General features: G+C 68.5%; 20 protein-coding genes and 1 tRNA gene. 11 read left to right on the top strand and 10 right to left on the bottom strand.

Features of this window, described 5'->3' with window-relative positions:
- Nucleotide 1: 1 nt before the first annotated feature.
- Nucleotides 2–538, bottom strand: a complete 537-nt coding sequence (locus ACILR4_RS02510; protein ID WP_395699241.1) for a chemotaxis protein CheW — start codon at nucleotides 536–538, stop codon at nucleotides 2–4.
- A gap of 149 nt (nucleotides 539–687) precedes the next feature.
- Between ACILR4_RS02510 and ACILR4_RS02505 the strand changes: the two genes are divergently transcribed.
- From ACILR4_RS02505 to ACILR4_RS02480, 6 genes are all read left to right on the top strand, one after another.
- Nucleotides 688–2,037, top strand: a complete 1,350-nt coding sequence (locus ACILR4_RS02505) for a replication-associated recombination protein A (RefSeq protein ID WP_395699240.1) — start codon at nucleotides 688–690, stop codon at nucleotides 2,035–2,037.
- Nucleotides 2,038–2,181: 144 nt separating this feature from the next.
- Nucleotides 2,182–3,105 (top strand): branched-chain amino acid ABC transporter permease, encoded by a 924-nt coding sequence (locus ACILR4_RS02500; protein WP_395699239.1) that lies wholly within the window; start codon nucleotides 2,182–2,184, stop codon nucleotides 3,103–3,105.
- 18 nt (nucleotides 3,106–3,123) lie between these two features.
- Nucleotides 3,124–4,218 (top strand): branched-chain amino acid ABC transporter permease, encoded by a 1,095-nt coding sequence (locus ACILR4_RS02495; RefSeq protein WP_395699238.1) that lies wholly within the window; start codon nucleotides 3,124–3,126, stop codon nucleotides 4,216–4,218.
- 16 nt (nucleotides 4,219–4,234) lie between these two features.
- Nucleotides 4,235–5,011, top strand: a complete 777-nt coding sequence (locus ACILR4_RS02490) for an ABC transporter ATP-binding protein (RefSeq protein ID WP_395699237.1) — start codon at nucleotides 4,235–4,237, stop codon at nucleotides 5,009–5,011.
- A 2-nt stretch (nucleotides 5,012–5,013) separates the two neighbouring features.
- Complete coding sequence (locus ACILR4_RS02485) at nucleotides 5,014–5,730, top strand: ABC transporter ATP-binding protein (protein ID WP_395699236.1); 717 nt, start codon at nucleotides 5,014–5,016, stop codon at nucleotides 5,728–5,730.
- 173 nt (nucleotides 5,731–5,903) lie between these two features.
- On the top strand, nucleotides 5,904–7,151 hold the full coding sequence (locus tag ACILR4_RS02480; RefSeq protein WP_395699235.1) for an ABC transporter substrate-binding protein: 1,248 nt from the start codon (nucleotides 5,904–5,906) through the stop codon (nucleotides 7,149–7,151).
- On the opposite strand, the gene ACILR4_RS02475 is transcribed toward ACILR4_RS02480, so the two are convergent.
- The 4 genes from ACILR4_RS02475 to ACILR4_RS02460 all read right to left on the bottom strand — a co-directional run bounded on the left by ACILR4_RS02475 (nucleotide 7,126) and on the right by ACILR4_RS02460 (nucleotide 11,553).
- The gene (locus ACILR4_RS02475) at nucleotides 7,126–8,331 is read right to left on the bottom strand and encodes an acetylornithine transaminase (RefSeq protein ID WP_395699301.1); all 1,206 of its coding nucleotides are present in this window, start codon (nucleotides 8,329–8,331) and stop codon (nucleotides 7,126–7,128) included. The two genes, ACILR4_RS02480 and ACILR4_RS02475, sit on opposite strands and share 26 nt — an antisense overlap.
- A gap of 268 nt (nucleotides 8,332–8,599) precedes the next feature.
- Entirely contained in the window at nucleotides 8,600–9,604 is a 1,005-nt protein-coding gene (locus ACILR4_RS02470; RefSeq protein ID WP_395699234.1) for a Bug family tripartite tricarboxylate transporter substrate binding protein, read from the bottom strand.
- A 51-nt stretch (nucleotides 9,605–9,655) separates the two neighbouring features.
- A complete protein-coding gene (locus tag ACILR4_RS02465) occupies nucleotides 9,656–10,372 on the bottom strand; it encodes a hypothetical protein (RefSeq protein WP_395699233.1) in 717 nt (238 codons plus the stop codon).
- 143 nt (nucleotides 10,373–10,515) lie between these two features.
- Nucleotides 10,516–11,553 (bottom strand): CDP-6-deoxy-delta-3,4-glucoseen reductase, encoded by a 1,038-nt coding sequence (locus ACILR4_RS02460; RefSeq protein WP_395699232.1) that lies wholly within the window; start codon nucleotides 11,551–11,553, stop codon nucleotides 10,516–10,518.
- Nucleotides 11,554–11,617: 64 nt separating this feature from the next.
- On the opposite strand from ACILR4_RS02460, the gene ACILR4_RS02455 reads away from it, so the two are divergent.
- Nucleotides 11,618–12,532, top strand: a complete 915-nt coding sequence (locus ACILR4_RS02455; protein ID WP_395699231.1) for an SDR family oxidoreductase — start codon at nucleotides 11,618–11,620, stop codon at nucleotides 12,530–12,532.
- Here the strand turns inward: ACILR4_RS02455 and ACILR4_RS02450 are convergent.
- The 3 genes from ACILR4_RS02450 to ACILR4_RS02440 all read right to left on the bottom strand — a co-directional run bounded on the left by ACILR4_RS02450 (nucleotide 12,510) and on the right by ACILR4_RS02440 (nucleotide 14,374).
- Nucleotides 12,510–13,541: a S1C family serine protease gene (locus ACILR4_RS02450; RefSeq protein WP_395699230.1), complete on the bottom strand. Its 1,032-nt coding sequence runs from the start codon at nucleotides 13,539–13,541 to the stop codon at nucleotides 12,510–12,512. The genes ACILR4_RS02455 and ACILR4_RS02450 overlap by 23 nt on opposite strands.
- 108 nt (nucleotides 13,542–13,649) lie before the next feature.
- A complete protein-coding gene (locus tag ACILR4_RS02445) occupies nucleotides 13,650–14,270 on the bottom strand; it encodes a rhomboid family intramembrane serine protease (RefSeq protein WP_395699229.1) in 621 nt (206 codons plus the stop codon).
- A 19-nt stretch (nucleotides 14,271–14,289) separates the two neighbouring features.
- A tRNA-Leu gene (locus tag ACILR4_RS02440) sits at nucleotides 14,290–14,374 on the bottom strand.
- Between the two features lie 104 nt (nucleotides 14,375–14,478).
- Between ACILR4_RS02440 and cysM the strand changes: the two genes are divergently transcribed.
- The 3 genes from cysM to ACILR4_RS02425 are packed head-to-tail and all read left to right on the top strand — an operon-like array spanning nucleotide 14,479 to nucleotide 16,195.
- Entirely contained in the window at nucleotides 14,479–15,384 is a 906-nt protein-coding gene (gene cysM / locus ACILR4_RS02435) for a cysteine synthase CysM (protein ID WP_395699228.1), read from the top strand.
- Nucleotides 15,385–15,398: 14 nt separating this feature from the next.
- Nucleotides 15,399–15,941, top strand: a complete 543-nt coding sequence (locus ACILR4_RS02430) for an NUDIX domain-containing protein (protein WP_395699227.1) — start codon at nucleotides 15,399–15,401, stop codon at nucleotides 15,939–15,941.
- Between the two features lie 26 nt (nucleotides 15,942–15,967).
- The gene (locus tag ACILR4_RS02425; protein ID WP_395699226.1) at nucleotides 15,968–16,195 is read left to right on the top strand and encodes a sulfurtransferase TusA family protein; all 228 of its coding nucleotides are present in this window, start codon (nucleotides 15,968–15,970) and stop codon (nucleotides 16,193–16,195) included.
- Between the two features lie 4 nt (nucleotides 16,196–16,199).
- Here the strand turns inward: ACILR4_RS02425 and galU are convergent, their stop codons facing one another.
- On the bottom strand, nucleotides 16,200–17,066 hold the full coding sequence (gene galU, locus ACILR4_RS02420; RefSeq protein WP_395699225.1) for a UTP--glucose-1-phosphate uridylyltransferase GalU: 867 nt from the start codon (nucleotides 17,064–17,066) through the stop codon (nucleotides 16,200–16,202).
- Between the two features lie 87 nt (nucleotides 17,067–17,153).
- Between galU and ACILR4_RS02415 the strand changes: the two genes are divergently transcribed.
- Nucleotides 17,154–18,134 carry an NAD(P)-dependent oxidoreductase gene (locus ACILR4_RS02415; protein WP_395699224.1) on the top strand — a complete coding sequence of 327 codons (981 nt, stop codon included), beginning with the start codon at nucleotides 17,154–17,156 and terminating at the stop codon, nucleotides 18,132–18,134.
- On the opposite strand, the gene ACILR4_RS02410 is transcribed toward ACILR4_RS02415, so the two are convergent.
- Nucleotides 18,070–20,928, bottom strand: coding sequence for a valine--tRNA ligase (locus tag ACILR4_RS02410; RefSeq protein ID WP_395699223.1), 2,859 nt, complete (start codon nucleotides 20,926–20,928; stop codon nucleotides 18,070–18,072). The genes ACILR4_RS02415 and ACILR4_RS02410 overlap by 65 nt on opposite strands.

Below are 20,928 nucleotides of genomic sequence, written 5' to 3'. Positions count from 1 at the left end.
GTCAGTGCACGGCGACGTCCATCAGGCCCATCTCTTCGCTGCTCATCATCTGCTCGATGTCCATCAGGATCAGCATGCGCTCGTCATCGCCGGACTTCACCGTGCCCAGGCCGGTGATGTAGGCAGAGTCGATCTGGCCGTTGAATTCGGGCGCGGGCTTGATCTGGTCACCGCGCAGTTCGAGCACGTCGCTGACCGAGTCGACCACGATGCCGACCGTGCGGCCCGCCACGTTCAGGATGATCACGACCGTGAAGGCGTCGTACCTCACGTCCTCGAGGGCGAAGCGCACGCGCATGTCGACGATCGGCACGATCACGCCGCGCAGGTTCACCACGCCCTTCATGAAGCCGGGCGCGTTGGCGATGCGGGTCGGCTGCTCGTAGCCGCGGATCTCCTGCACCTTCAGGATGTCGATGCCGTATTCCTCGGCACCGAGCTTGAAGGACAGCACCTCGCGCGGCGTGCCGTGCACGGCACCCGCGACGGCGGGGCTCAGGACCGATGCGTTGTCGTTCGTCGTGGGCGTGAGGTTCATGGCGGGTCTCGCTGGTCGGGTGAGCAAAGGGCTGTCGACCGTGACAGCGCGGCCAGTGTGGGCCGGACAACGGGCGTCCGATCGCGCGAATAGCGGTCCGGCAGAGTCGCAATTCGGGCCGGCACGGGCGGCACTGAGACAATCGCCCGATGCCCGCACAGGATTCGCTGTTCGACGCTGGCGACGAGCCGGCAGCCGATGCGCCACAGCCCGACACGGTCGCGCCCGATGCACCGCTGGCCGAACGCCTGCGGCCGCGCACGCTCGACGAGGTGATCGGCCAGGCTCACCTGCTCGGGCCCGGCAAGCCGCTGCGCGTGGCCTTCGAAAGCGGCCGGCTGCATTCAATGATCCTGTGGGGTCCGCCGGGGGTCGGCAAGACCACCTTGGCACGCCTGGTCGCCGGGGCGGTGAAGTCGCGCTTCATCGTGTTGTCCGCGGTGCTGGCGGGGGTCAAGGACATCCGCGAGGCAGTCGACCAGGCCAAGGCCGAGCGGCGCGCGGGTCGCGGCACCGTGGTGTTCGTCGACGAGGTGCATCGCTTCAACAAGGCGCAGCAGGACGCCTTCCTGCCGCACGTCGAGTCGGGGCTCTTCACCTTCATCGGTGCGACCACCGAGAACCCTTCGTTCGAGGTCAACTCGGCCCTGCTGTCGCGTGCCGCGGTGCATGTGCTCAAGCCGCTGGCGCCCGATGAGCTGGTGCAGCTGATCGCGCGGGCGCAGGCGGTGCTGCAGGCTCCCGCATTGACCGACGCCGCGCGCGATCGACTGATCGGCTATGCCGACGGCGACGCACGGCGGCTGCTCAATGCCTACGAGACCCTGGCCGAACTGGCCGGCCCCACGCGCGGCGAGCCAATGGACGAGGCGCTGCTGGAGCAGGCGCTGGGCGAAATGCTGCGCCGCTACGACAAGGGTGGCGAGCAGTTCTACGACGCGATCTCGGCACTGCACAAGTCGGTGCGCGGCTCGGACCCTGATGCTGCGCTGTACTGGCTGGCCCGCATGCTCGATGGGGGCGTGGACCCGCGTTACGTCGCGCGCCGGGTGATCCGCATGGCCAGCGAGGACATCGGCCTGGCAGACCCGCGCGGCCAGCAGTTGGCGCTGCAGGCGGCCGAGGTGTACGAGCGCCTGGGCTCGCCCGAGGGCGAGCTGGCACTGGCCCAGGCCGTCGTGTACCTGTCCGTGGCACCGAAGTCGAATGCGGTCTACAAGGCCTGGGGTGCGGTGCGCGAGTTCGTCAAGGCCGACGGCACACGGCCGGTACCGCTGCACCTGCGCAATGCGCCTACGAGGCTGATGAAGAACCTGGGTTACGGCGCCGGCTATCGCTACGCGCATGACGAGGCCGGGGGTTTCGCGGCGGGCGAATCGTACTGGCCCGAGGGCATGGCCGCTCAGCGCTTCTACCAGCCCGCAGGGCGCGGGCTCGAGCAGCGCATTGCCGATCGCCTGGCAGAGCTGCGACGTCTCAACGACGAGGCTGGCCGCTGATCGCGGCACGCGCCAGCGGGAATCTCCCCCCCTCGCGGTGATCGGACCGCCTCCTACAATCCCGCGTAGCGCGGAACGGCCGGGTTCTTGCTACCCGCATTCAGAAGCGCTGCCCGCAGGGCGGCGACGGATGGAGATCGATTGATGGATACTTTTCTGCAGCAGATCATCAACGGTCTGGTGCTGGGCAGCATGTACGCGCTCGTGGCACTGGGCTACACGATGGTCTACGGGATCATCAACCTCATCAACTTCGCGCACGGCGAGGTGCTGATGGTGGGGGCCCTGACCAGCTGGACGGTGGTCACCGCGCTGCAAGGCGCCGGGCTGCCGGGCTGGCTGTTGTTGGTGCTGTCGCTCGCGGCGGCCATCGTGGTCTGCGCGCTCCTGAATTTCACGATCGAGAAGATCGCCTACCGCCCGCTGCGCAATGCGCCGAGACTGGCGCCGCTGATCACCGCCATGGGCATGAGCCTGCTGCTGCAGACCCTGGCGATGATGATCTGGAAGCCCAGCACCAAGCCGTACCCGATCCTGCTGCCCTCGGAACCCTTCTTCCTCGGCGGCGCGGTGATCAACGTGACGCAGATCCTGATCCTGGTGATCACGGCGGTCACGCTGTTCGGGCTGATGTACCTGGTCAACCGCACCAAGCTCGGCCGGGCGATGCGCGCCACCGCCGAGAACCCGCGCGTCGCGGCACTGATGGGCGTGCGGCCCGACATGGTGATCTCGGCCACCTTCGTGATCGGCGCGGCGCTGGCCGCACTCGCCGGCGTGATGTACGCGGCCAACTACGGTTCGGTGCAGCACACCATGGGCTTCCTGCCCGGCCTGAAGGCCTTCACCGCCGCGGTGTTCGGCGGCATCGGCAATCTGGCCGGCGCAGTGGTGGGCGGCGTGCTGCTGGGGCTGATCGAGGCACTGGGCTCGGGCTACATCGGTGCGCTCACCGGTGGCGTGCTCGGCAGCCAGTACCAGGACATCTTCGCCTTCATCGTGCTGATCCTCGTGCTCACGGTGCGGCCGCAAGGCCTGCTTGGCGAGCGGGTGGCCGATCGCGCCTGACACGGGAGCCCAGACCTCATGAAGAACAAACTCGCCGTTTTCCTGTTCGCCGCCCTGGCCCTGGTGGTGCTGCCGTTCATGGCCCAGTACGCCGGCAACTTCTGGGTGCGCATGCTCGACTTCGCGCTGCTGTACGTGCTGCTGTCGCTGGGCCTGAACATCGTGGTCGGCTATGCCGGCCTGCTGGACCTGGGCTACGTCGCGTTCTATGCGGTCGGCGCCTACATCTTCGGCCTGCTCGCCTCGCCGCAGCTGGCCGATGCCTTCCCGGGCATCGCGGCGATGTTCCCCAAGGGCATCCACCTCTCGGTGTGGCTGGTGATCCCGCTCGGTGCTGCGGTCGCCGGCCTGGCCGGCATGCTGCTGGGCGCGCCAACACTCAAGTTACGCGGCGACTACCTGGCCATCGTCACGCTCGGCTTCGGCGAGATCATCCGCGTCTTCGTCAACAACCTCGACCGGCCGGTCAACATCACCAATGGGCCGAAGGGCATCCAGCAGATCGATTCGGCCCGCCTCTTCAGCATCGATTTCGGCCGCCCGGGCGAGCTGTTCGGCTTCGACATCTCGTCGGTCACCAAGTACTACTATCTGCTGCTGGGGCTGGTGATCGTCAGCGTGCTGATCTGCTACCGGCTCGAACGCTCGCGTGTCGGCCGCGCCTGGATGGCCATCCGCGAGGACGAGATCGCCGCCAAGGCGATGGGCATCAACACCCGCAACCTGAAGCTGCTGGCCTTCGGCATGGGCGCCACGTTCGGCGGCGTGTCGGGCGTGATGTTCGCGACCTTCCAGAACTTCGTGTCGCCCGAGTCCTTCTCGCTGCAGGAGTCGGTGATGATCGTCGCGATGGTGGTGCTCGGCGGCATCGGCCACATCCCCGGCGTCGTGCTGGGTGCGATGCTGCTGGCGGCCCTGCCCGAGGCGTTGCGCTGGGTGGCCGGCGAACTCGATCTGCAGCGCCTGACCGACGGCCGGCTCGACGCCGCGATCCTGCGCCAGCTGCTGATCGCGCTGGCGATGATCGCGATCATGCTGGCGCGGCCGCGCGGGCTCTGGCCATCACCCGAGCATGGCAAGGCCGCGGCATCGCCGACCAACAACAAGAACTGAGGCGGGGGCGCATTCCATGGCAAACGAGGTCCTCAAGGTCGGCAACGTCTCCAAGCGCTTCGGCGGCCTGCAGGCGTTGTCCGACGTCGGCATCACGATCCAGGCCGGGCAGGTGTACGGGCTGATCGGACCCAATGGCGCGGGCAAGACGACGTTCTTCAATGTGATCACCGGGCTCTACACCCCGGACTCGGGCAGCTTCGAGCTCGGCGGTGCGCCCTACAAGCCCAGCGCGGTGCACGAGGTCGCCAAGGCCGGCATTGCGCGCACCTTCCAGAACATCCGCCTGTTCGCCGAGATGACGGCACTGGAGAACGTGATGGTCGGCCGCCACGTGCGCAGCCGCTCGGGCCTGCTGGGGGCGGTGTTTCGCACCGGCGCCTTCAAGGCCGAGGAAGCGGAGATCGCCCAGCGCGCGCAGGAACTGCTCGACTACGTGGGCATCGGACGTTACGCCGAGTACAAGGCGCGCACGCTGAGCTACGGCGACCAGCGCCGGCTCGAGATCGCCCGCGCCCTGGCCACCGACCCCAAGCTGATCGCGCTGGACGAGCCGGCCGCCGGCATGAACGCCACCGAGAAGGTGGTGCTGCGCGAGCTGATCGACCGCATCCGAAACGACGGCCGCACGATCCTGCTGATCGAGCATGACGTGAAGCTGGTGATGGGCCTGTGCGACCGCGTGACCGTGCTGGACTACGGCAAGCAGATCGCCGAGGGCACGCCGGCCGACGTGCAGAAGAACGAGAAGGTGATCGAGGCCTACCTCGGCGCCGGCCACAAGGCGCATTGATCATGAGCGACAACATCCTGCTGAAGGTCAATGGCCTGAAGGTGGCCTATGGTGGCATCCAGGCCGTCAAGGGCGTGAGTTTCGAGGTGCGCCAGGGCGAGCTGGTCAGCCTGATCGGCGCCAACGGCGCGGGCAAGACCACCACGCTCAAGGCCATCACCGCCACGCTGTCGCCGGCGGGCGGCACGATCGAGTTCATGGGCAAGAACATCGCCGGCCAGGGCGCCTGGGACCTGGTGAAACAGGGCCTGGTGATGGTGCCCGAAGGGCGCGGCACGTTTGCCCGCATGACGATCGTCGAGAACCTGCAGATGGGCGCCTACGTGCGCAACGACGGCGAGATCGAGGCCGACATCGACAAGGTCTTCGCGCTGTTCCCGCGCCTGAAGGAGCGCGCCGCGCAGCTGGCGGGCACGATGAGCGGTGGCGAGCAGCAGATGCTGGCGATGGGCCGCGCGCTGATGGCCAGGCCCAAGGTGCTGCTGCTGGACGAGCCCTCGATGGGCCTGTCGCCGATCATGGTCGACAAGATCTTCGAGGTGGTCAACGACATCCACAGCCGCGGCACCACGGTGCTGCTGGTCGAGCAGAACGCCAGCCGGGCGCTGCAGCTGGCCAACCGCGGCTACGTGATGGAGTCCGGCGAGCTGACGATGAGCGGTGACGCCAAGATGCTGCTGAACGACCCCAAGGTGCGCGCGGCCTATCTCGGCGAGTGAGCGGGCGCGCGGTTCCGCCGGGCGGGCGCCACGTCGGAGGCTGCGCAACTCCGCACACTTGGGGCATGCGACGGCCTGGGGCTTTCCCTGGCCCTGCGGGAATTGCAAGCCTGCTTTAAGGTACGGACGGTTACCGTCGCGGCCACGCGCCAGGGTGGCGCCGGAGCTGGACCATGCTGTACCGATGCCGCGACCTGCGAACCCTGGGCCTGACATTGCACCGCCAGGCTGCAGGATGCCTGGTTGCCCTGCTGATGGTGGGCGGCGCTGCGCAGGCGCAGGAGGTCGCTGCACCGCTGCGTGTGGGATTCATCTGCCCATTCACCGGTGGTTCGGCTGACTTCGGCAACAGTGCCCGCCTGGGCGCCGAGCTGGCGGTGCACGAGATCAACGAGGTCGGCGGATTCCTGGGCCGCAAGGTCGAACTGGTCGAGCGTGACGACCAGGCCAGTCCCGACCGCGGACGGCAGCTGGCCGAGGACCTGGTGCTCAAGGAGAAGGTGGCCTTCACGATCGGCTACTGCAACACCGGCGTCGCGCTGAAGTCGATCGACGTCTTCCAGGAACACAAGCACCTGCTGATGGTGCCGGTGTCCACAGGCTCGGCGGTGACGGCCCAGTACCCGGCGGCGCAGAGCTTCATCTTCCGCATGTCGCCGCGCGATACGCTGCAGGCCGGCTTTCTGGTGGACGACATCGTCGGCAAGCGCGGCCTGACCAAGGTGGCGGTGTTCGCCGACAAGACCGGCTATGGCGAAGGCGGCCTGAAGGACGTGATCAAGTTCCTGGCCGACCGCGGCATCGAGCCGGTGCAGGTCACGCGCTTCGACCTCGGTGTGCAAAACCTCAGCGCCGAGGTGCACCAGGCGAAGGCCGCCGGCGCGCAGGCGATCGTCGGCTATACCGTCGGCCCGGAGCTCGCGGTGCTGGCCCGGGCCCGCGCCGAGGCCAGGTTCGAAGGCCTGCTGTACGGCCCCTGGCCAATGTCGTTCCGCACCGTGTGGGAGCGGTCGAACGGTGGCGCCGAGGGCGCGATGATGGTGCAGTCCATCATCCCGAACTTGGCCAATGAACGGCGCAGCTCGTTCATCGCGCGCTTGAAGCGCCAGGCGGGCAAGGAGCATGTGGCCTCGCTGATGGCCGCGGCGCAGACCTACGATGCAGTGCACCTGATGCTGCGCGCGGTCTTCCAGACCCGCGGCGACACGCGGGCCGAGAAGCTCAAGGCCGCGCTGGAGCAGCTGGACAAGCCCTACGTGGGCGTCATCACCACCTACGACCAGCCCTTCAGCGCCAGCGACCACGACGCCTTCTCGATCAACATGATCTGGCTCGGTGTCTGGCGCAAGGGCGAGATCCGCTTCCAGTACGCCGAGGACGAGAAGCGCGCCAGCTTCATCCGCCGCAAGCAAGGGCCCTGAGCTTCGCTTCCAGCAGCTCCAACGCGAGGTCGACCTCGCCCGCGCTGATGTTCAGCGCCGGCATCCAGCGCAGCCGCTGCGGCCGCACCGGGTTCACTAGCAAGCCGGGCAGGTCGCCACGCGGCTGATCGCGCAGCGCCTCGACCAGCGCGTTCGACATCGGCTGCGCCAGGTCCAGCGCCAGCAGCAGGCCGCGGCCGTGCACGGCGCCCTGGCCCTGCCGGCGCGACACGTCGACCAGGCCGGCGCGCAGTTGCCGTCCGCGCGCGGCCGCCTGCTCGATGAAGCCGGGCGCGGTCACGGCCTGCAGCACCGCCAGCGCCGCGGCACAGACCAGTGCGTTGCCGTTGTAGGTGCCGCCCTGGTCGCCCGGCTCGAAGCAGCAGACCTCCTCGCGCGCCATCAGCGCGCCGATGGGCACGCCGCCGCCCAGGCCCTTGCCCAGCGTCATGATGTCGGGTGTGATGCCGTACTGCGTGTGCGCGAACAGCGTGCCGCAGCGCGCGATGCCCGTCTGCACCTCGTCGACGATCAGCAGCAGCCCGTTCCTATCGCACAAAGTACGCAGCTGCGAGACGAAGACCGGGTCGGCCTCGATCACGCCGGCCTCGCCCTGCACCAGCTCCAGCATCACCGCCACGGTGTCCGGGCCGATGGCCTCGGCCACGGCCGCCAGGTCGTTGTACGGCACCTTCACGAAGCCGGGCACGGCCGGCGCGAACAGTGCGTCGAAGCCGGGCTTGCCGCTGGCGGCCATCGTCGCCAGCGTGCGGCCATGAAAACTGTTGCCGAAGCTGATGATGGTGCTGGCGCCGCCGCGGTGGCGCTGGCCGTACTTGCGCGCCAGCTTGATCGCGCCCTCGTTGGCCTCGGCGCCGCTGTTGGTGAAGAACACGCGGTCGAGGCCACTCAGTCGCACCAGTTGCTGCGCCAGCAGCATGGCCTGGTCGTTGTAGAAGCCGGGGCCGACGTGCAGCAAGGTGCCAGCCTGCTGCTGCAGCGCCGCGCTGATCTCGGGCGCCGCATGGCCCAGCGTGTTGACGGCCCAGCCCTGCACGCAGTCGAGGTAGCGGCGGCCTGCGGAGTCCCACAGCCAGCTGCCCTGGCCGCGCACGAAGACCTGGGCAGGTCGGTGGGTCACCTGCATCAGGGCATCGGTGGGATAGTGATCGAAGGACAGCAGGGCGGACATTGGGATTCCTTGTCGTGGGGTGGGAGGGGAATGAACCACCCGCCGCGGCTGTCTCTCGAACCATGCTTCCGGGCCATCCGGGCCCCAGAAGCAACAAGGCCACGACGGGTGTCGTGGCCTTGGATGGCGGCCCGCTTCGGGCCCTTGGCAACAACGATCCCGCTCAACGATGTCGTCGAGCGCGGCGTCGCAGCGAAAGGGTGAAGGTCAGGGTGCGCATGGCGAGGCGAAGACTAAGGGCAAACCGTCTCGCGCGTCAATCGACTTTCGCGCCCGAGGCCTTGACGACCTTCTCGTACTTCGCGAGCTCGGCCCTCACGAAGGCAGCGAACTGTTCGGGCGTGGTGGGCGAGGGCTCGGCCATCAGGCTGGCCATGCGCGCCTTGACGTCCGGCGTGTGCAGCGCCTCGACAAAGGCCTTGTTCAGCCGCGCCAGTACTTCGGGCGGCAGGCGGGCCGGCCCGAACAGGCCGAACCAGGTGCTGACGTCGAACTGGCCCAGGCCATCGGCCTTGCCACTCTCGGCAATCGTCGGAACTTCCGGCATCGCGCTGGCGCGGCGCGCCGAGGTCACCGCGATCGCACGCAGCTTGCCGGCCTTGATGTTGACCGAGGCGGAGGCCAGGTTGTCGAAGTTCAGGTCCACCTGGCCCGACAGCAGCGCCAGTTGCGCCGGGTTGCCGCCGGCATACGGGATGTGCACCATGAACACGCCGGCCTGGGCCTTGAACATTTCGCCAGCCAGATGCCCCGCACTGCCAGTGCCGCCGGAGCCATAGTTCAGCTGCGCGGGGTGCCGCCTGGCGTACTGCACCAGGTCGTGCACGCTGCCGATGCCCAGGCGCTGCGCGGTCTCGCTGTTCATCACCAGCACGTTTGGCACCTCGGCCACGCGGGTGATCGGCGTGAAATCGCGAATCGGGTCGTAGGGCATCTTGGCGAACAACCAGGGGTTGATCGCATGCGTGGCCACCGCACCCATCACGAGGGTGCTGCCGTCCGGTGCTGCCTTGGCCGCCAGGTCTGCGCCGAGGTTGCCGCCGGCACCCGGCTTGTTCTCGACGATCACGGTACCGAGCGAATCCTTGACCGCCGCAGCCAGGGCGCGCGCGACCAGGTCCAGCGGCCCGCCGGGGGCATAAGGCACGATCAGCCGGATGGGCCGGGCCGCGGGCGTCTGGGCCCGCGCCGGCGCCCAGGCAGTGGGGACGAGCAGTGTGGCTGCCGCGGCAGCCAGGATCAGCAGAGGGCGGCGTGTCATGCCGCCGAGGATAGTGCAGAAGCGGGTCGGTACCTGTCCGGCCCGACCCTTTCACGCGGCCGGCGCCCGCCGACCGCGGCTGCGGGACGCGCCCAAGGCCGCCAGCGCGGCCAGCACCAGCACCAGCGACTGCGGCTCGGGCGCGGCGCCGGCCGAACCGAAGCTGAGGTTGTCGACGACGATCTTGCCGTTCGTCAAGGCGAAGCCCCAGATGTCCGGATTGTCGACCGCGAAGCCGAAGAACTGGCCCAGGCCCGTGGCCGCCGGGTCGTTGAAGCTGAAGTCGAGCGAGTAGGACTGGAATCCCTCGCCGGCAACCAGCAGCACGTCGCCGTTCTGGTCCAGCGCGGCAATGGTCGTCGAACTGTCGATGATGTTCGGATCGAAATTCAGGAAGCCGCCGACGAACTGCACGCCGTGGTCGAACATGAAGGTCATCGTGCCGGCCGCGGTATTCAAGCCCGCGAAGCCGCCGCTCGTGGGCCAGTTGCCGTTGACACCCAGCGAGGTGTTCACCGCGCCGAGGATGCGCTCGTCAGTCGTGCCCGGGAAAGTGAGCGTCACCGCTTCGCCGATTTCTGCCGTGCCGACGTCCACCGGCGCATTGAAGCTGCTCGTCGTGGTGACGCCGTCGTAGCTGGAGAAGGTGATGGTCTTGGCGGCAATGCCCGCGGGCACGGCGCTGACGAGCACGGCCTGGGCGGCAGCGGTGGCCCCCAGCATGGCCAGCAGGCCCAGCAACTGGATCAGCGGTCGACGGATCAACATGGTGGTGCTCCCCGGGGGCTCATTGGACTTGGCATCGCGAAGCTTTGACACTAACCCGCCGGCCGCCATTGCATGCGGTCGGATGTGTGACAAGCGGTGGCCGGGGCGTGAAATCCTCACGCGGTCCGCTGATCGGGTGGTCATCAGCTGCCGTGCTTGTCGGCTTCGGAGGTGAAAGCGTCGGCGTGGAACTCGTCCGCGGGCAGGCCGCAGCGGGCCACGAAGTCGCGCTGCGCGGCTTCGACCATCACCGGCGCGCCGCAGGCATAGACCTGGTGGCCCGAGAGGTCCGGCAGGTCGGCCATCACCACTTCGTGCACGAATCCGACGCGGCCGCGCCAGTCGTCCTCGGCCCGGGCCTCGGACAGCACCGGCACATAGCGCAGGTTCGGCATCGTGGCGGCGGCTTCGCGTGCCCAGTCGTCGCGGTAGAGATCGGCCCTGCGGCGGCAGCCCCAGTACAGCACCGCGGGCCGCGTGCTGCCACTGTCCTGCAGGCGTTCGATGATGGCCTTGATGGGCGCGAAGCCGGTGCCCGAGGCCAGCAGCACGATCGGCTTGTTCGAATCCTCGCGCAGGTAGAAGCTGCCGAACGGCCCTTCCATGCGCAGGATCTCCTTTTCCTTCATCGCACCGAACACGTGGTCGGTGAACTGCCCGCCGGGCATGTGGCGCAGGTGCAATTCGATGGCCGGCGGATCCATCAGCCGGCCCGGTGCATTGGCCATCGAGTAGCTGCGCCGCGCACCATTGCGCAGGATGAACTCGATGTACTGGCCCGCGTGGTACTGGAAGCGCTGGTTCGCGGGCAATTGCAGCGTCAGCACCATCACGTCCGGTGCCGCGCGTTCGAGTGCCAGCACGCGGGTGGGCATCTTCAGGATCGGATGGTCGCCGGCACCGGGGACGGTGCGCGCCTCGACCACGCAATCGGTCTGCGGCGTGGCGCAGCAGGGCAGGATGAAGCCGGCTTCCTCTTCGGCGGCGGACAGCGCCTTCAGCTGATGCGCACCGTGCAGCACGCGGCCTTCGATCAGCCGGCTCTTGCAGGAGCCGCAGGCGCCATCGCGGCAGCCATAGGGCATGCCGATGCCCTGGCGAATGGCGGCGGCCAGGATGGGCTCGTCACGGGCCACGTCGAACACGCGCTCGGCGGGCTGCAGGGTCACACGGAAGGTCATGGTGGCGCCACTAAACTTGCGCCTCATTGTGCCTGCCGGGCCTTGCCCGGTCGCTGACCGAGAGATGCCTGTCCCCCCTTCGGCCCTGCGCCGCCCCACGCTGCTCATCGTCGGCTGTGGCGATGTCGGCCTGCGCGTGCTGCACCTGCTCAAGGGGCGCTGGCGCCTGCTGGCACTGAGTTCCTCGCCGGCGCGCCTGCCGGCCTTGCGCGCCGCGGGCGCGGTGCCGCTGCTGGGCAACCTCGACCAGCCGGCCACGCTGGCACGGCTGGCAGGGCTGGCCGATGCGGTGCTGCACCTGGCCCCGCCGGCGTCCGCCGGCCAGGACGACCTGCGCACGGCCGCTCTGCTGCAGGCCTTGGCACGCTGCCCGCGCGTGCGGCGACTGGTGTATGCCAGCACCACCGGTGTTTACGGCGATGCGGGCGGCGAGCGCTTCGACGAGACCCGTCCGCCGCGTCCGGCCACCGACCGCGCGCAGCGTCGCGTCGCCGCCGAGGCGCGCGTGCGCTGCTTCGGCCGCCAGCACGGCGTGGCGGTGAGCCTGCTGCGCATTCCCGGCATCTATGCGCCGGACCGCGCCGGCGGCGACCCGCGCGAGCGCCTGCGCCGCGGCACCCCGGTGCTCGAACCGGAGGACGATGTGTTCACCAACCACATCCATGCCGACGACCTGGCCCGCGCCTGCGTTGCCGCGCTGCACCGCGGCTTGCCGCAGCGCGTGCTGCATGTCTGCGACGACAGCGAGCTGACGATGGGCGACTATTTCGACCTGGTGGCTGCATTGAGCGGCCTGCCGCGGCCGCCGCGCATCAGCCGCGCCAAGGCGCGCGAGCAGATGAGCCCGCTGCAGCTGAGCTTCTGGAGCGAGTCGCGACGGCTCGACAACCGGCGGCTGAAGCAGGAGCTGCGCCTGCGGCTGCGCTACCCCACCGTGCGCGAGGGGTTGGCGGCGCTCAAATCCCCTGCGGGCGCTTGATCGTCGCGCTGCGGTCGACGCTGAACACCTTCACCGTCTGCGCGGCGCCGTCGCGCTGGATGTCCAGCACCACCTCGCGCTCGGCGGCGCCGAGCCACAGCGCTTTCCACAGCGCTTCCAGCGCGTGCACCTCGCTGCCGTCGACCCGCAGGATGCTGTCGCCCGGCTGCAGGCCGGCCACGTCGGCGGGGCTGTCATCGGTGACGCGCACGACGCGCAGCGTGCCGTTCTGTTCGATGCAATTGATGCCCAGCCAGGCGCGCCGGTGGGCAGCGATGCTGCCGGTGCGGCGCAGCTCGGGCAGGATCGGCGCGAGCAGGTCCACCGGCACGAACATGTTGCCGGGCCATCGATCGGTGTCGTCCGCCGCGCCTGCATCGGCCAGGTACAGCGAGCCGATGCCGACCAGTTCGCCGCGCCCGTTGAAGAGCCCGGCGCCGCTGTGGTCGCGCCGTGGCGGTGTGGTGAACAGCGCCCCGTTGATGTGGTATTCCCAGTACCCCGAGAACGCCCGGCGCGACATCAGCCAGGCCGGGCTGACTGCAGCTTCCTCGCCGCCGCTGGCGATCATCAAGGCCTCACGCAGCGCCAGCGCACCCGAGCGACCCAGGGGTGCAGGCTCGATCTGCAGCGGCGCCAGCGCCTGCACCAGGCCGATGCCGGTGGCGCTGTCGTACCCGACCACGCGGGCCGGCAGCGTGCGGTCATGGTCGGTGAGGATCTGCACCTGCTCGGCTTCTAGCACCAGGTAGCCGATCGTGAGCACCAGCCCGTCGGCGCCGATCACGACGCCCGAGCCGGCGCGCTGCGAACCCAGGGTCGCAGAGGAGCGTGCCCCCTCGACGGCGATCACCTGCAGCCCGACCACCGCAGTGGCGGCGCGCTGCAGCGCGCGCGACCGCTCGGCCAGATCGGAGGGCTCGGCGCTGCCGGTGCCCGCGGCGAAGGCACGGCAGGACATCGACAGCAGCAGAAGCAGCCAGGCGAACGAGGGCAGACGCAGCTTCATGACGGCGCTCCCGACAATGACGGGACAGGCGCAGCATGAACCATTCCCGCCACCAAGGCGAGGTCGGGGTCGATCAGGGGATCGCGAGCCGGGGCGAGGGGCGCCGATTCAACGGCGGCGCCGCGCGCCACCACCGCCGCCACCACCGCCAAAAGGCAGGCGGCCGCGCCAGTACAGGATCATCAGCCAGCCGCCCAGCATGCCGCCGGCCAGGTGCGCGAAGGAGGCGAAACCACCGCCGCCCAGCAGGCTCAGCAGCAGGGCCAGGCCCGCAAAGACCATCACCGCGATCTTCGCCTTCACCGGGATCGGCGGTATCAGCAGCATGATCTGCCGATCCGGAAACAGCATGGCGTAGGCCAGCAGCAGGCCGAACATCGCGCCGGACAGGCCTATCTCGGGCAAGCCGCTGCCCAGCAACCACCCCGCCAGCAGGCCGACGATGGCCGCCGACAGGCCGCAGACCACCAGCATCTGGATGTAGCGGCGTTGGCCCCACAGCTGCTCCAGCGAACTGCCGAACAGCCACAGGCCGAGCAGCGTGAAGATCAGGCCGGTCAGGTCCGCGCTGAGGAACACGTAGGTCAGGACCTGCCACGGGGCGAAGTTGCCGCTGGCCAGTGGCCACAAGGCCAGCCAGACGACGGCGCTGCTCCACAGCCATTGCACGCAGAAGACTGCCGTGCAGATCAACATCAGGGCTTGGGTGACCGGTGGCAGTGGTGGCATGGGGACGGGGGCGAGAGCCTGGTGCCCCCGGCCAGACTCGAACTGGCACGCCTTGCGGCGGCGGATTTTGAATCCGCTACGTCTACCGATTTCGTCACGAGGGCGCGTGGACGCACGCCGGGTGTTGGCGTGGGCGCGGATTATGGCATGCGGGTTCTGCGGGCTTCCCGCGCGGCTGACACAATGGGTCGTGGAGGTGCTGCTTTCCATGCCCAGCTACAAGACCATCGAGGACGTGATCGGCCAGACGCCGCTGGTTCGCCTGCAGCGCCTGCCCGGCGCCGCGATCGACGCCCGCGGCAACGTGATCCTCGGCAAGCTCGAGGGCAACAATCCGGCTGGCTCGGTGAAGGACCGGCCGGCGATGAGCATGATCCGCCGCGCCGAGGAGCGCGGTGACATCCGGCCCGGCGACACGCTGATCGAGGCCACTTCCGGCAACACCGGCATCGCACTGGCCATGGCCGCTGCGATCCGGGGTTATCGCATGGTGCTGATCATGCCGGAAGACCTTTCGGTGGAACGTGCGCAGACGATGAAGGCCTATGGCGCCGAGCTGATCCTGACGCCGCGCTCGGGCGGCATGGAATACGCCCGCGATCTGGCCGAGCAGATGCAGCGCGACGGCAAGGGCCACGTGCTCGACCAGTTCGCCAATGCCGACAATCCGCGCGTCCATTTCGAGACCACCGGCCCCGAGATCTGGCAGGAGACCGAGGGCCGCATCACGCACTTCGTCAGCGCGATGGGCACCACCGGCACCATCACCGGCGTCGGCCGCTACCTGAAGGCGCAGAACCCGGCGGTGCGCATCGTCGGTGCGCAGCCCTCCGAGGGGTCGCGCATCCCCGGCATTCGCAAGTGGCCCGAGGCCTACCTGCCGAAGATCTATGACCCGGCTCAAGTCGACGAGCTGGTGCTGGTGGAACAGTCGGCGGCCGAAGACATGGCCCGCCGGCTGGCGCGCGAGGAGGGCTTGTTCGCCGGCATCTCGGCCGCCGGCGCGGCGTGGGTGGCGCTGCAGGTGGCGCAGACGGTGAGCAATGCGACGATCGTCTTCGTCGTCTGCGACCGCGGTGAGCGCTACCTCTCCACCGGCGTGTTCCCGGCCTGAAGGCGCGCGACGCCATGACGCACCAATACCGCTTCTGCCCGAACTGCGCCACGCCCCTGGCCGAGACCGAGTCGCTGGAAGACGGCGGCCTCAAGCTGCGGCTGCGCTGCCCGGCCTGCCAGTGGACCCACTGGAACAATCCGACGCCGGTGCTGGCCGCGGTGATCGAATGTGCCGACCGTGACGGTCAACTGCTGCTGGCCCGCAATGCCGCCTGGGGTGGCCGGCTGTTCGGCCTGATCACCGGCTTCATGGAAGCTGGCGAGACGCCCGAGGAGGGCCTGACGCGCGAGGTGGCCGAGGAGACCGCGCTCGAGGCACTGAGCACGAAGCTGATTGGCGTCTACGACTTCCAGCGCATGAACCAGGTCATCATCGCCTACCATGTGCTCGCGCGTGGCGAAGTGCGCCTGTCGCCCGAACTGGCCGAGTACAAGCTGTACGCGCCGTCCGAGGTGCTGTGCTGGCCCGCCGGCACCGGCTACGCGCTGGCCGATTGGCTGACATCGCGCGGGCATGAGCCGCGCTTCATGGAATGGCCGCCGAGGCGCGGCTGAGAGACACCTGCAAGGCAGATCCGACGATGCAAGCCCAGAAGGAAATCGACACCCGCGGCCTCAACTGCCCGCTGCCCATCCTGAAGGCCAAGAAGGCGCTGGCCGAGATGACCAGCGGCGAGGTGCTGAAGGTGCTGGCCACCGATCCCGGCTCGGTGCGCGACTTCCAGGCCTTCGCGCGGCAGACCGGCAACGAACTCGTCGAGCAGTCGAACGCCGGCGACGAGTTCGTGCACTACTTGCGCAGGCGATAGCCCTTCACAGCGCCAGCGATTTCAGGAACTCGCGCGTGGTCTCGCCGAGTTCCGGGTGCTGCAGCGAGAGTTCGATGTTGGCCTGCAGGAAGCCTTCCTTGCTGCCGCAGTCGTAGCGCTTGCCCTCGTAGCGGTAGGCGAACACCTTTTCGCGGCGCAGCAGCGAGGCAATGCCGTCGGTCAGCTGAATCTCGCCGCCCACCCCCCGCGGCTGGGTGGCGATCTCGTGGAACACGCCGGGCGTCAGGATGTAGCGGCCGGCCACGCCCAGGCGCGATGGCGCTGACGCGGGGTCGGGTTTCTCGACGATGCGGGTGATGTCCATCAGGCGCTCGTTCACCGGCGTGCCGGCGACGATGCCGTAGCGCTTGGTCTGGTCGGCCGGCACTTCCTGCACCGCCAGGATCGAGGCCCGCCACTCGGCAAACTGGTCCACCATCTGCTTGAGCACCGGCGGGTTGCCCACCATCAGGTCGTCGGCCAGCAGCACCGCGAACGGTTCGTTGCCGACCAGCCGCTGGCCACACAGCACCGCATGGCCCAGGCCCAGCGCCTGGGCCTGGCGCACGTAGATGCATTCCATGTCGGCCGGTTTGACGCTGCGCACCACCTCCAGCAACGCGGTCTTGCCCGCTTGTTCGAGGGCTACCTCGAGTTCGAAGGTCATGTCAAAGTGGTCTTCGATCGGTCGCTTGTGGCGGCCTGTCACGAAGATCATCTCGCGCACGCCGGCGGCGTAAGCCTCCTCCACCGCGTACTGGATCAGCGGCTTGTCGACCACCGGCAACATTTCTTTCGGCTGGGCCTTGGTGGCGGGCAGGAAACGGGTGCCCAATCCGGCTACTGGAAAGATCGCCTTCTTGATCAACATCTGCTTACATAGAATGGGGGTTGCGGATCAAAACCATTCTGGCACGCCCTGTGCTGTGAATGCGTGGCAGTGATCCCGCGAAAGCAGATGGATGTCCTGATCGTCGAGCCGCTGGACCCGGAGGTGATGCACTGGCTGGTGGCCCGTCACGCCGTGCGCTATGCACCGGACCTCGCGCGGGACCCACGCGCCTTCCGCCAGGCGCTGTACAACGTGCGCTCGCTGATCCTGCCGCCCTCCGTGGCGCTGGACGCTGACGCGCTGCGCCATGCGCCGATGCTGCGCGCGGTCGGGCGCATCAGTGCCGGTGCCGAGAACATCGACCTCGATGCCTGCTCGCGCGCCGGGGTCGAGGTGGTGCGGCCGAGCAATGCCACCGCGGCCGCCGAGGCCGAATTCGTCATCGGGGCGATGCTGCAGATGCTGCGCCGGGTGCCGGTGGTCAACGCCGAGGGGCTGCTGGTCGGCCGCGAGCTTGGCGGTTCGACGATCGGCCTGATCGGCATGACGCCGACCGCGCGGCCGCTGGCCCAGCTGCTGGGCGCCTTCGGCGCGCGCGTGGTCGGCTACGACCCGGCGGTGCACGCCAGCGATCCGCTGTGGCACCGCTGGAAGGTCGAGCCGGTTGGCCTGCGCGAGCTGCTCGAGGAAAGCGAGGCCACCAGCGTGATGCTCAGCTACTTCAGCCGCTACCACGGCCTGCTGGGCGAGCGCTTCCTGCCGTTCTGCCGGCCGAATCAGGTGATGGTGTGCATCGCCCCTTCGAGCGTGTTCGACGAAGCGGCGTTGGCCGAGGCGTTGGCCACCGGCCGCATGGCTGCTGCCTGGTTCGACAGCATGGAGCCCGGCATGCTCGAGCCCGGCCGGCCGCTGCACGACATCGACACCTTGCAGATCACGCCGCGCGTGGCCAGCACCACGCGCGAGTCGCGCGTGCGCAGCGCCTGGGGCGTGGCGCGGCGCATCGACGAGCTGCTGTCGCAGCCCGCCGGCCGCGCCGACATCAGGTCGGCTGACCCTGCTTCAGGCGAGCCGCTTGATCTTGCAGCCGGCGGAGCGTCTGCTTGAAATCGGCCAGGCGCTGACGCATCTCGGCCACCACGGTTTCCGGCGCCCGCGCGACGAAGCGTTCGTTGCCCAGCTGGGCCTCGGCCTTCGTGATCTCGCCTTCGAGGCGGGCGGTCTCCTTGCCGATGCGCGCCAGTTCGGCCGCGACATCGATCTCGACGTGCAGCGCGAGCCGGATGTCGCCGACCACCGCCACCGGGCTCAAGGCACTGGCTTGGTCGAAAGCCGCCTCGTCCTCGAAGGACTTCAGCTCCGACAGCTTGGCCAGGGCCTTCAGCACCGGCGCAGCCTGCACGACGAAGGCGTAGTCGCCGATCGCGTACAGCGGCTTGCGGTCGCCCGGCGACAGGTTCATCTCGCTGCGCAGGCTGCGCACCGCGGCCACCAGCGACTTCATCTTCGCGACCCAGGCATCGGCCGCCGGGTCGATCTTCTCGAGCTGCGCCTGCGGGTAGGCCGCCGCGGCGATGGTGCCCTCGGTCGGGCGCCCCGCCACGGGTGCCACGCTCTGCCACAGCTCGGCGGTGATGAAGGGCGCGATCGGGTGCAGCAGGCGCAGCACGGTTTCCAGCGTGCGGATCAGCGTGCGGCGCGTCGCGCGCTGCTCGGCCTCGGTGCCGTTGGCGATCTGCACCTTGGCGATTTCCAGGTACCAGTCGCAGTACTCGTCCCACACGAACTGGTAGATGGCGTTGGCGACCAGGTCGAGTCGATAACCCGCGAAGCCCTCGGCCACCGCGGCCTCGACGCGCTGCAGTTCGCCGGCAATCCAGCGGTCGGCCGGCGAGAAGCGCATGTAGCCGTGGAACGGGCCGCCGGGCGCGCACTCGGCTTTCGTGTGCTCCTTCAGCCCGCAGTCCTGGCCTTCGCAGTTCATCAGCACGAAGCGCGTCGCGTTCCAGAGCTTGTTGCAGAAGTTGCGGTAACCCTCGCAGCGCTTGGAGTCGAAGTTCACGCTGCGGCCCAGCGTGGCCATCGCCGCGAAGGTGAAGCGCAGCGCATCGGCGCCGTAGCCTGGAATGCCTTCGGGGAATTCCTTCTCGGTCGCCTTGCGCACCTTCGGCGCGGTCTCGGGCTTGCGCAGACCGGTGGTGCGCTTGTCCAGCAGCGGCGCCAGTGCGATGCCGTCGATCAGGTCCACCGGGTCGAGCACGTTGCCTTCGCTCTTGCTCATCTTGTGGCCGTGCGCGTCGAGCACCAGGCCATGGATGTAGACGTCGCGGAACGGCACCTGGCCGGTGAAGTGCTTGGTCATCATGATCATCCGGGCGACCCAGAAGAAGATGATGTCGTAGCCGGTGACCAGCACGCTCGAAGGCAGGAAGAGATCCTGCTCGATGGTCTTCTCGGGCCAGCCCAGCGTGGAGAAGGGCACCAGGGCCGACGAGTACCAGGTGTCCAGCACGTCCTCGTCGCGCTTGAGCGGGCCGCTGTAGCCGGCGGCCTGCGCCTTCAAGCGCGCCTCGGCCTCGTCATGCGCGACGAACAGCTCGCCGCCCGTGCCGTACCAGGCCGGGATCTGGTGGCCCCACCACAGTTGGCGGCTGATGCACCAGTCCTGGATGTTCTTCATCCACTGGTTGTAGGTGTTGACCCACTGCTCGGGCACGAAGCGCACCTCGCCCGCGGCCACCACCTCGATCGCTTCCTGCGCGATCGACTTGCCATTGGCGCCTGGCTTGCTCATCGCGACGAACCACTGGTCGGTCAGCATCGGCTCGATCACCTGGCCGGTGCGGGCGCAGCGCGGCACCATCAGCTTGTGCTTCTTGGTGTCGACCAGCAGGCCCTCGGCCTCGAGCTGCTCGACGATCTTCTTGCGCGCGACGAAGCGGTCCAGGCCGCGGTAGGCCTCGGGCGCCTCGTCGTTGACCTTCGCGTCGAGGGTGAAGATCGTGATCATCGGCAGCCGGTGCCGCTGTCCGACCGCGTAGTCGTTGGTGTCGTGCGCCGGCGTGACCTTCACGACGCCGGTGCCGAAGCTCTTGTCGACGTACTCGTCGGCAATCACCGGGATCAGCCGGTCGGCGATCGGCAGGCGCACCTGCCGGCCAATGAGATGCGCATAGCGCTCGTCCTCGGGGTGCACCATCACCGCGGTGTCGCCAAGCATGGTCTCGGGCCGGGTGGTGGCCACCACCAGGTCGCCCGTGCCGTCGGCCAGCGGATAGCGGATGTGCCACAGGAAGCCGTCTTCCTCCTCGCTCTCGACCTCGAGGTCGGACACGGCGCTCTTCAACACCGGGTCCCAGCTCACCAGGCGCTTGCCGCGGTAGATCAGGCCCTCGTCGTACAGCTTCACGAAGGTGTCGGTGACGATGGCCGAGAGCTTCTCGTCCATCGTGAAGTACTCGTGCGCCCAGCTCACGCTGGCGCCCATGCGGCGCATCTGGCGCGTGATGGTCGCGCCCGAGCTCTGCTTCCAGTCCCACACCTGCTTCAGGAAGGCCTCGCGGCCCAGGTCGTGGCGCGACAGCCCGGCCTCCTGCAGCTGGCGCTCGACGACGATCTGCGTCGCGATGCCGGCATGGTCGGTGCCCGGCACCCACAGCGTATTGAAGCCGCGCATCCGGTGGTAGCGCGTCAGCGAGTCCATGATCGTCTGGTTGAACGCATGGCCCATGTGCAGCGTGCCGGTGACGTTCGGCGGCGGCAGCTGGATCGAGAACGAGGGCTTGCTGCGGTCGAGCGTGGGCGCGTACAGCCCCGACTGCTCCCACAGCGGGCCCCAATGGGCCTCGATGGCAGCCGGCTCGAAGGACTTGGACAGTTCGGACTTGGGCTGTTCGGACAT

Origin of the sequence: Aquabacterium sp. (assembly GCF_044226965.1) — a bacterium.
Taxonomy (GTDB): Bacteria; Pseudomonadota; Gammaproteobacteria; order Burkholderiales; family Burkholderiaceae_C; genus Pseudaquabacterium.
This window is presented reverse-complemented; position numbering and strand designations above follow the sequence as displayed.

Bases quoted from the DNA above. Each gene is read 5' to 3' on its own strand.
- ACILR4_RS02510 (WP_395699241.1), bottom strand. From the start codon at position 538: ATGAACCTCACGCCCACGACGAACGACAACGCATCGGTCCTGAGCCCC.
- ACILR4_RS02505 (WP_395699240.1), top strand. From the start codon at position 688: ATGCCCGCACAGGATTCGCTGTTCGACGCTGGCGACGAGCCGGCAGCC.
- ACILR4_RS02500 (WP_395699239.1), top strand. From the start codon at position 2,182: ATGGATACTTTTCTGCAGCAGATCATCAACGGTCTGGTGCTGGGCAGC.
- ACILR4_RS02495 (WP_395699238.1), top strand. From the start codon at position 3,124: ATGAAGAACAAACTCGCCGTTTTCCTGTTCGCCGCCCTGGCCCTGGTG.
- ACILR4_RS02490 (WP_395699237.1), top strand. From the start codon at position 4,235: ATGGCAAACGAGGTCCTCAAGGTCGGCAACGTCTCCAAGCGCTTCGGC.
- ACILR4_RS02485 (WP_395699236.1), top strand. From the start codon at position 5,014: ATGAGCGACAACATCCTGCTGAAGGTCAATGGCCTGAAGGTGGCCTAT.
- ACILR4_RS02480 (WP_395699235.1), top strand. From the start codon at position 5,904: ATGCTGTACCGATGCCGCGACCTGCGAACCCTGGGCCTGACATTGCAC.
- ACILR4_RS02470 (WP_395699234.1), bottom strand. From the start codon at position 9,604: ATGACACGCCGCCCTCTGCTGATCCTGGCTGCCGCGGCAGCCACACTG.
- ACILR4_RS02465 (WP_395699233.1), bottom strand. From the start codon at position 10,372: ATGTTGATCCGTCGACCGCTGATCCAGTTGCTGGGCCTGCTGGCCATG.
- ACILR4_RS02460 (WP_395699232.1), bottom strand. From the start codon at position 11,553: ATGACCTTCCGTGTGACCCTGCAGCCCGCCGAGCGCGTGTTCGACGTG.
- ACILR4_RS02455 (WP_395699231.1), top strand. From the start codon at position 11,618: ATGCCTGTCCCCCCTTCGGCCCTGCGCCGCCCCACGCTGCTCATCGTC.
- ACILR4_RS02450 (WP_395699230.1), bottom strand. From the start codon at position 13,541: ATGAAGCTGCGTCTGCCCTCGTTCGCCTGGCTGCTTCTGCTGCTGTCG.
- ACILR4_RS02445 (WP_395699229.1), bottom strand. From the start codon at position 14,270: ATGCCACCACTGCCACCGGTCACCCAAGCCCTGATGTTGATCTGCACG.
- cysM (WP_395699228.1), top strand. From the start codon at position 14,479: ATGCCCAGCTACAAGACCATCGAGGACGTGATCGGCCAGACGCCGCTG.
- ACILR4_RS02430 (WP_395699227.1), top strand. From the start codon at position 15,399: ATGACGCACCAATACCGCTTCTGCCCGAACTGCGCCACGCCCCTGGCC.
- ACILR4_RS02425 (WP_395699226.1), top strand. From the start codon at position 15,968: ATGCAAGCCCAGAAGGAAATCGACACCCGCGGCCTCAACTGCCCGCTG.
- galU (WP_395699225.1), bottom strand. From the start codon at position 17,066: ATGTTGATCAAGAAGGCGATCTTTCCAGTAGCCGGATTGGGCACCCGT.
- ACILR4_RS02415 (WP_395699224.1), top strand. From the start codon at position 17,154: ATGGATGTCCTGATCGTCGAGCCGCTGGACCCGGAGGTGATGCACTGG.
- ACILR4_RS02410 (WP_395699223.1), bottom strand. From the start codon at position 20,928: ATGTCCGAACAGCCCAAGTCCGAACTGTCCAAGTCCTTCGAGCCGGCT.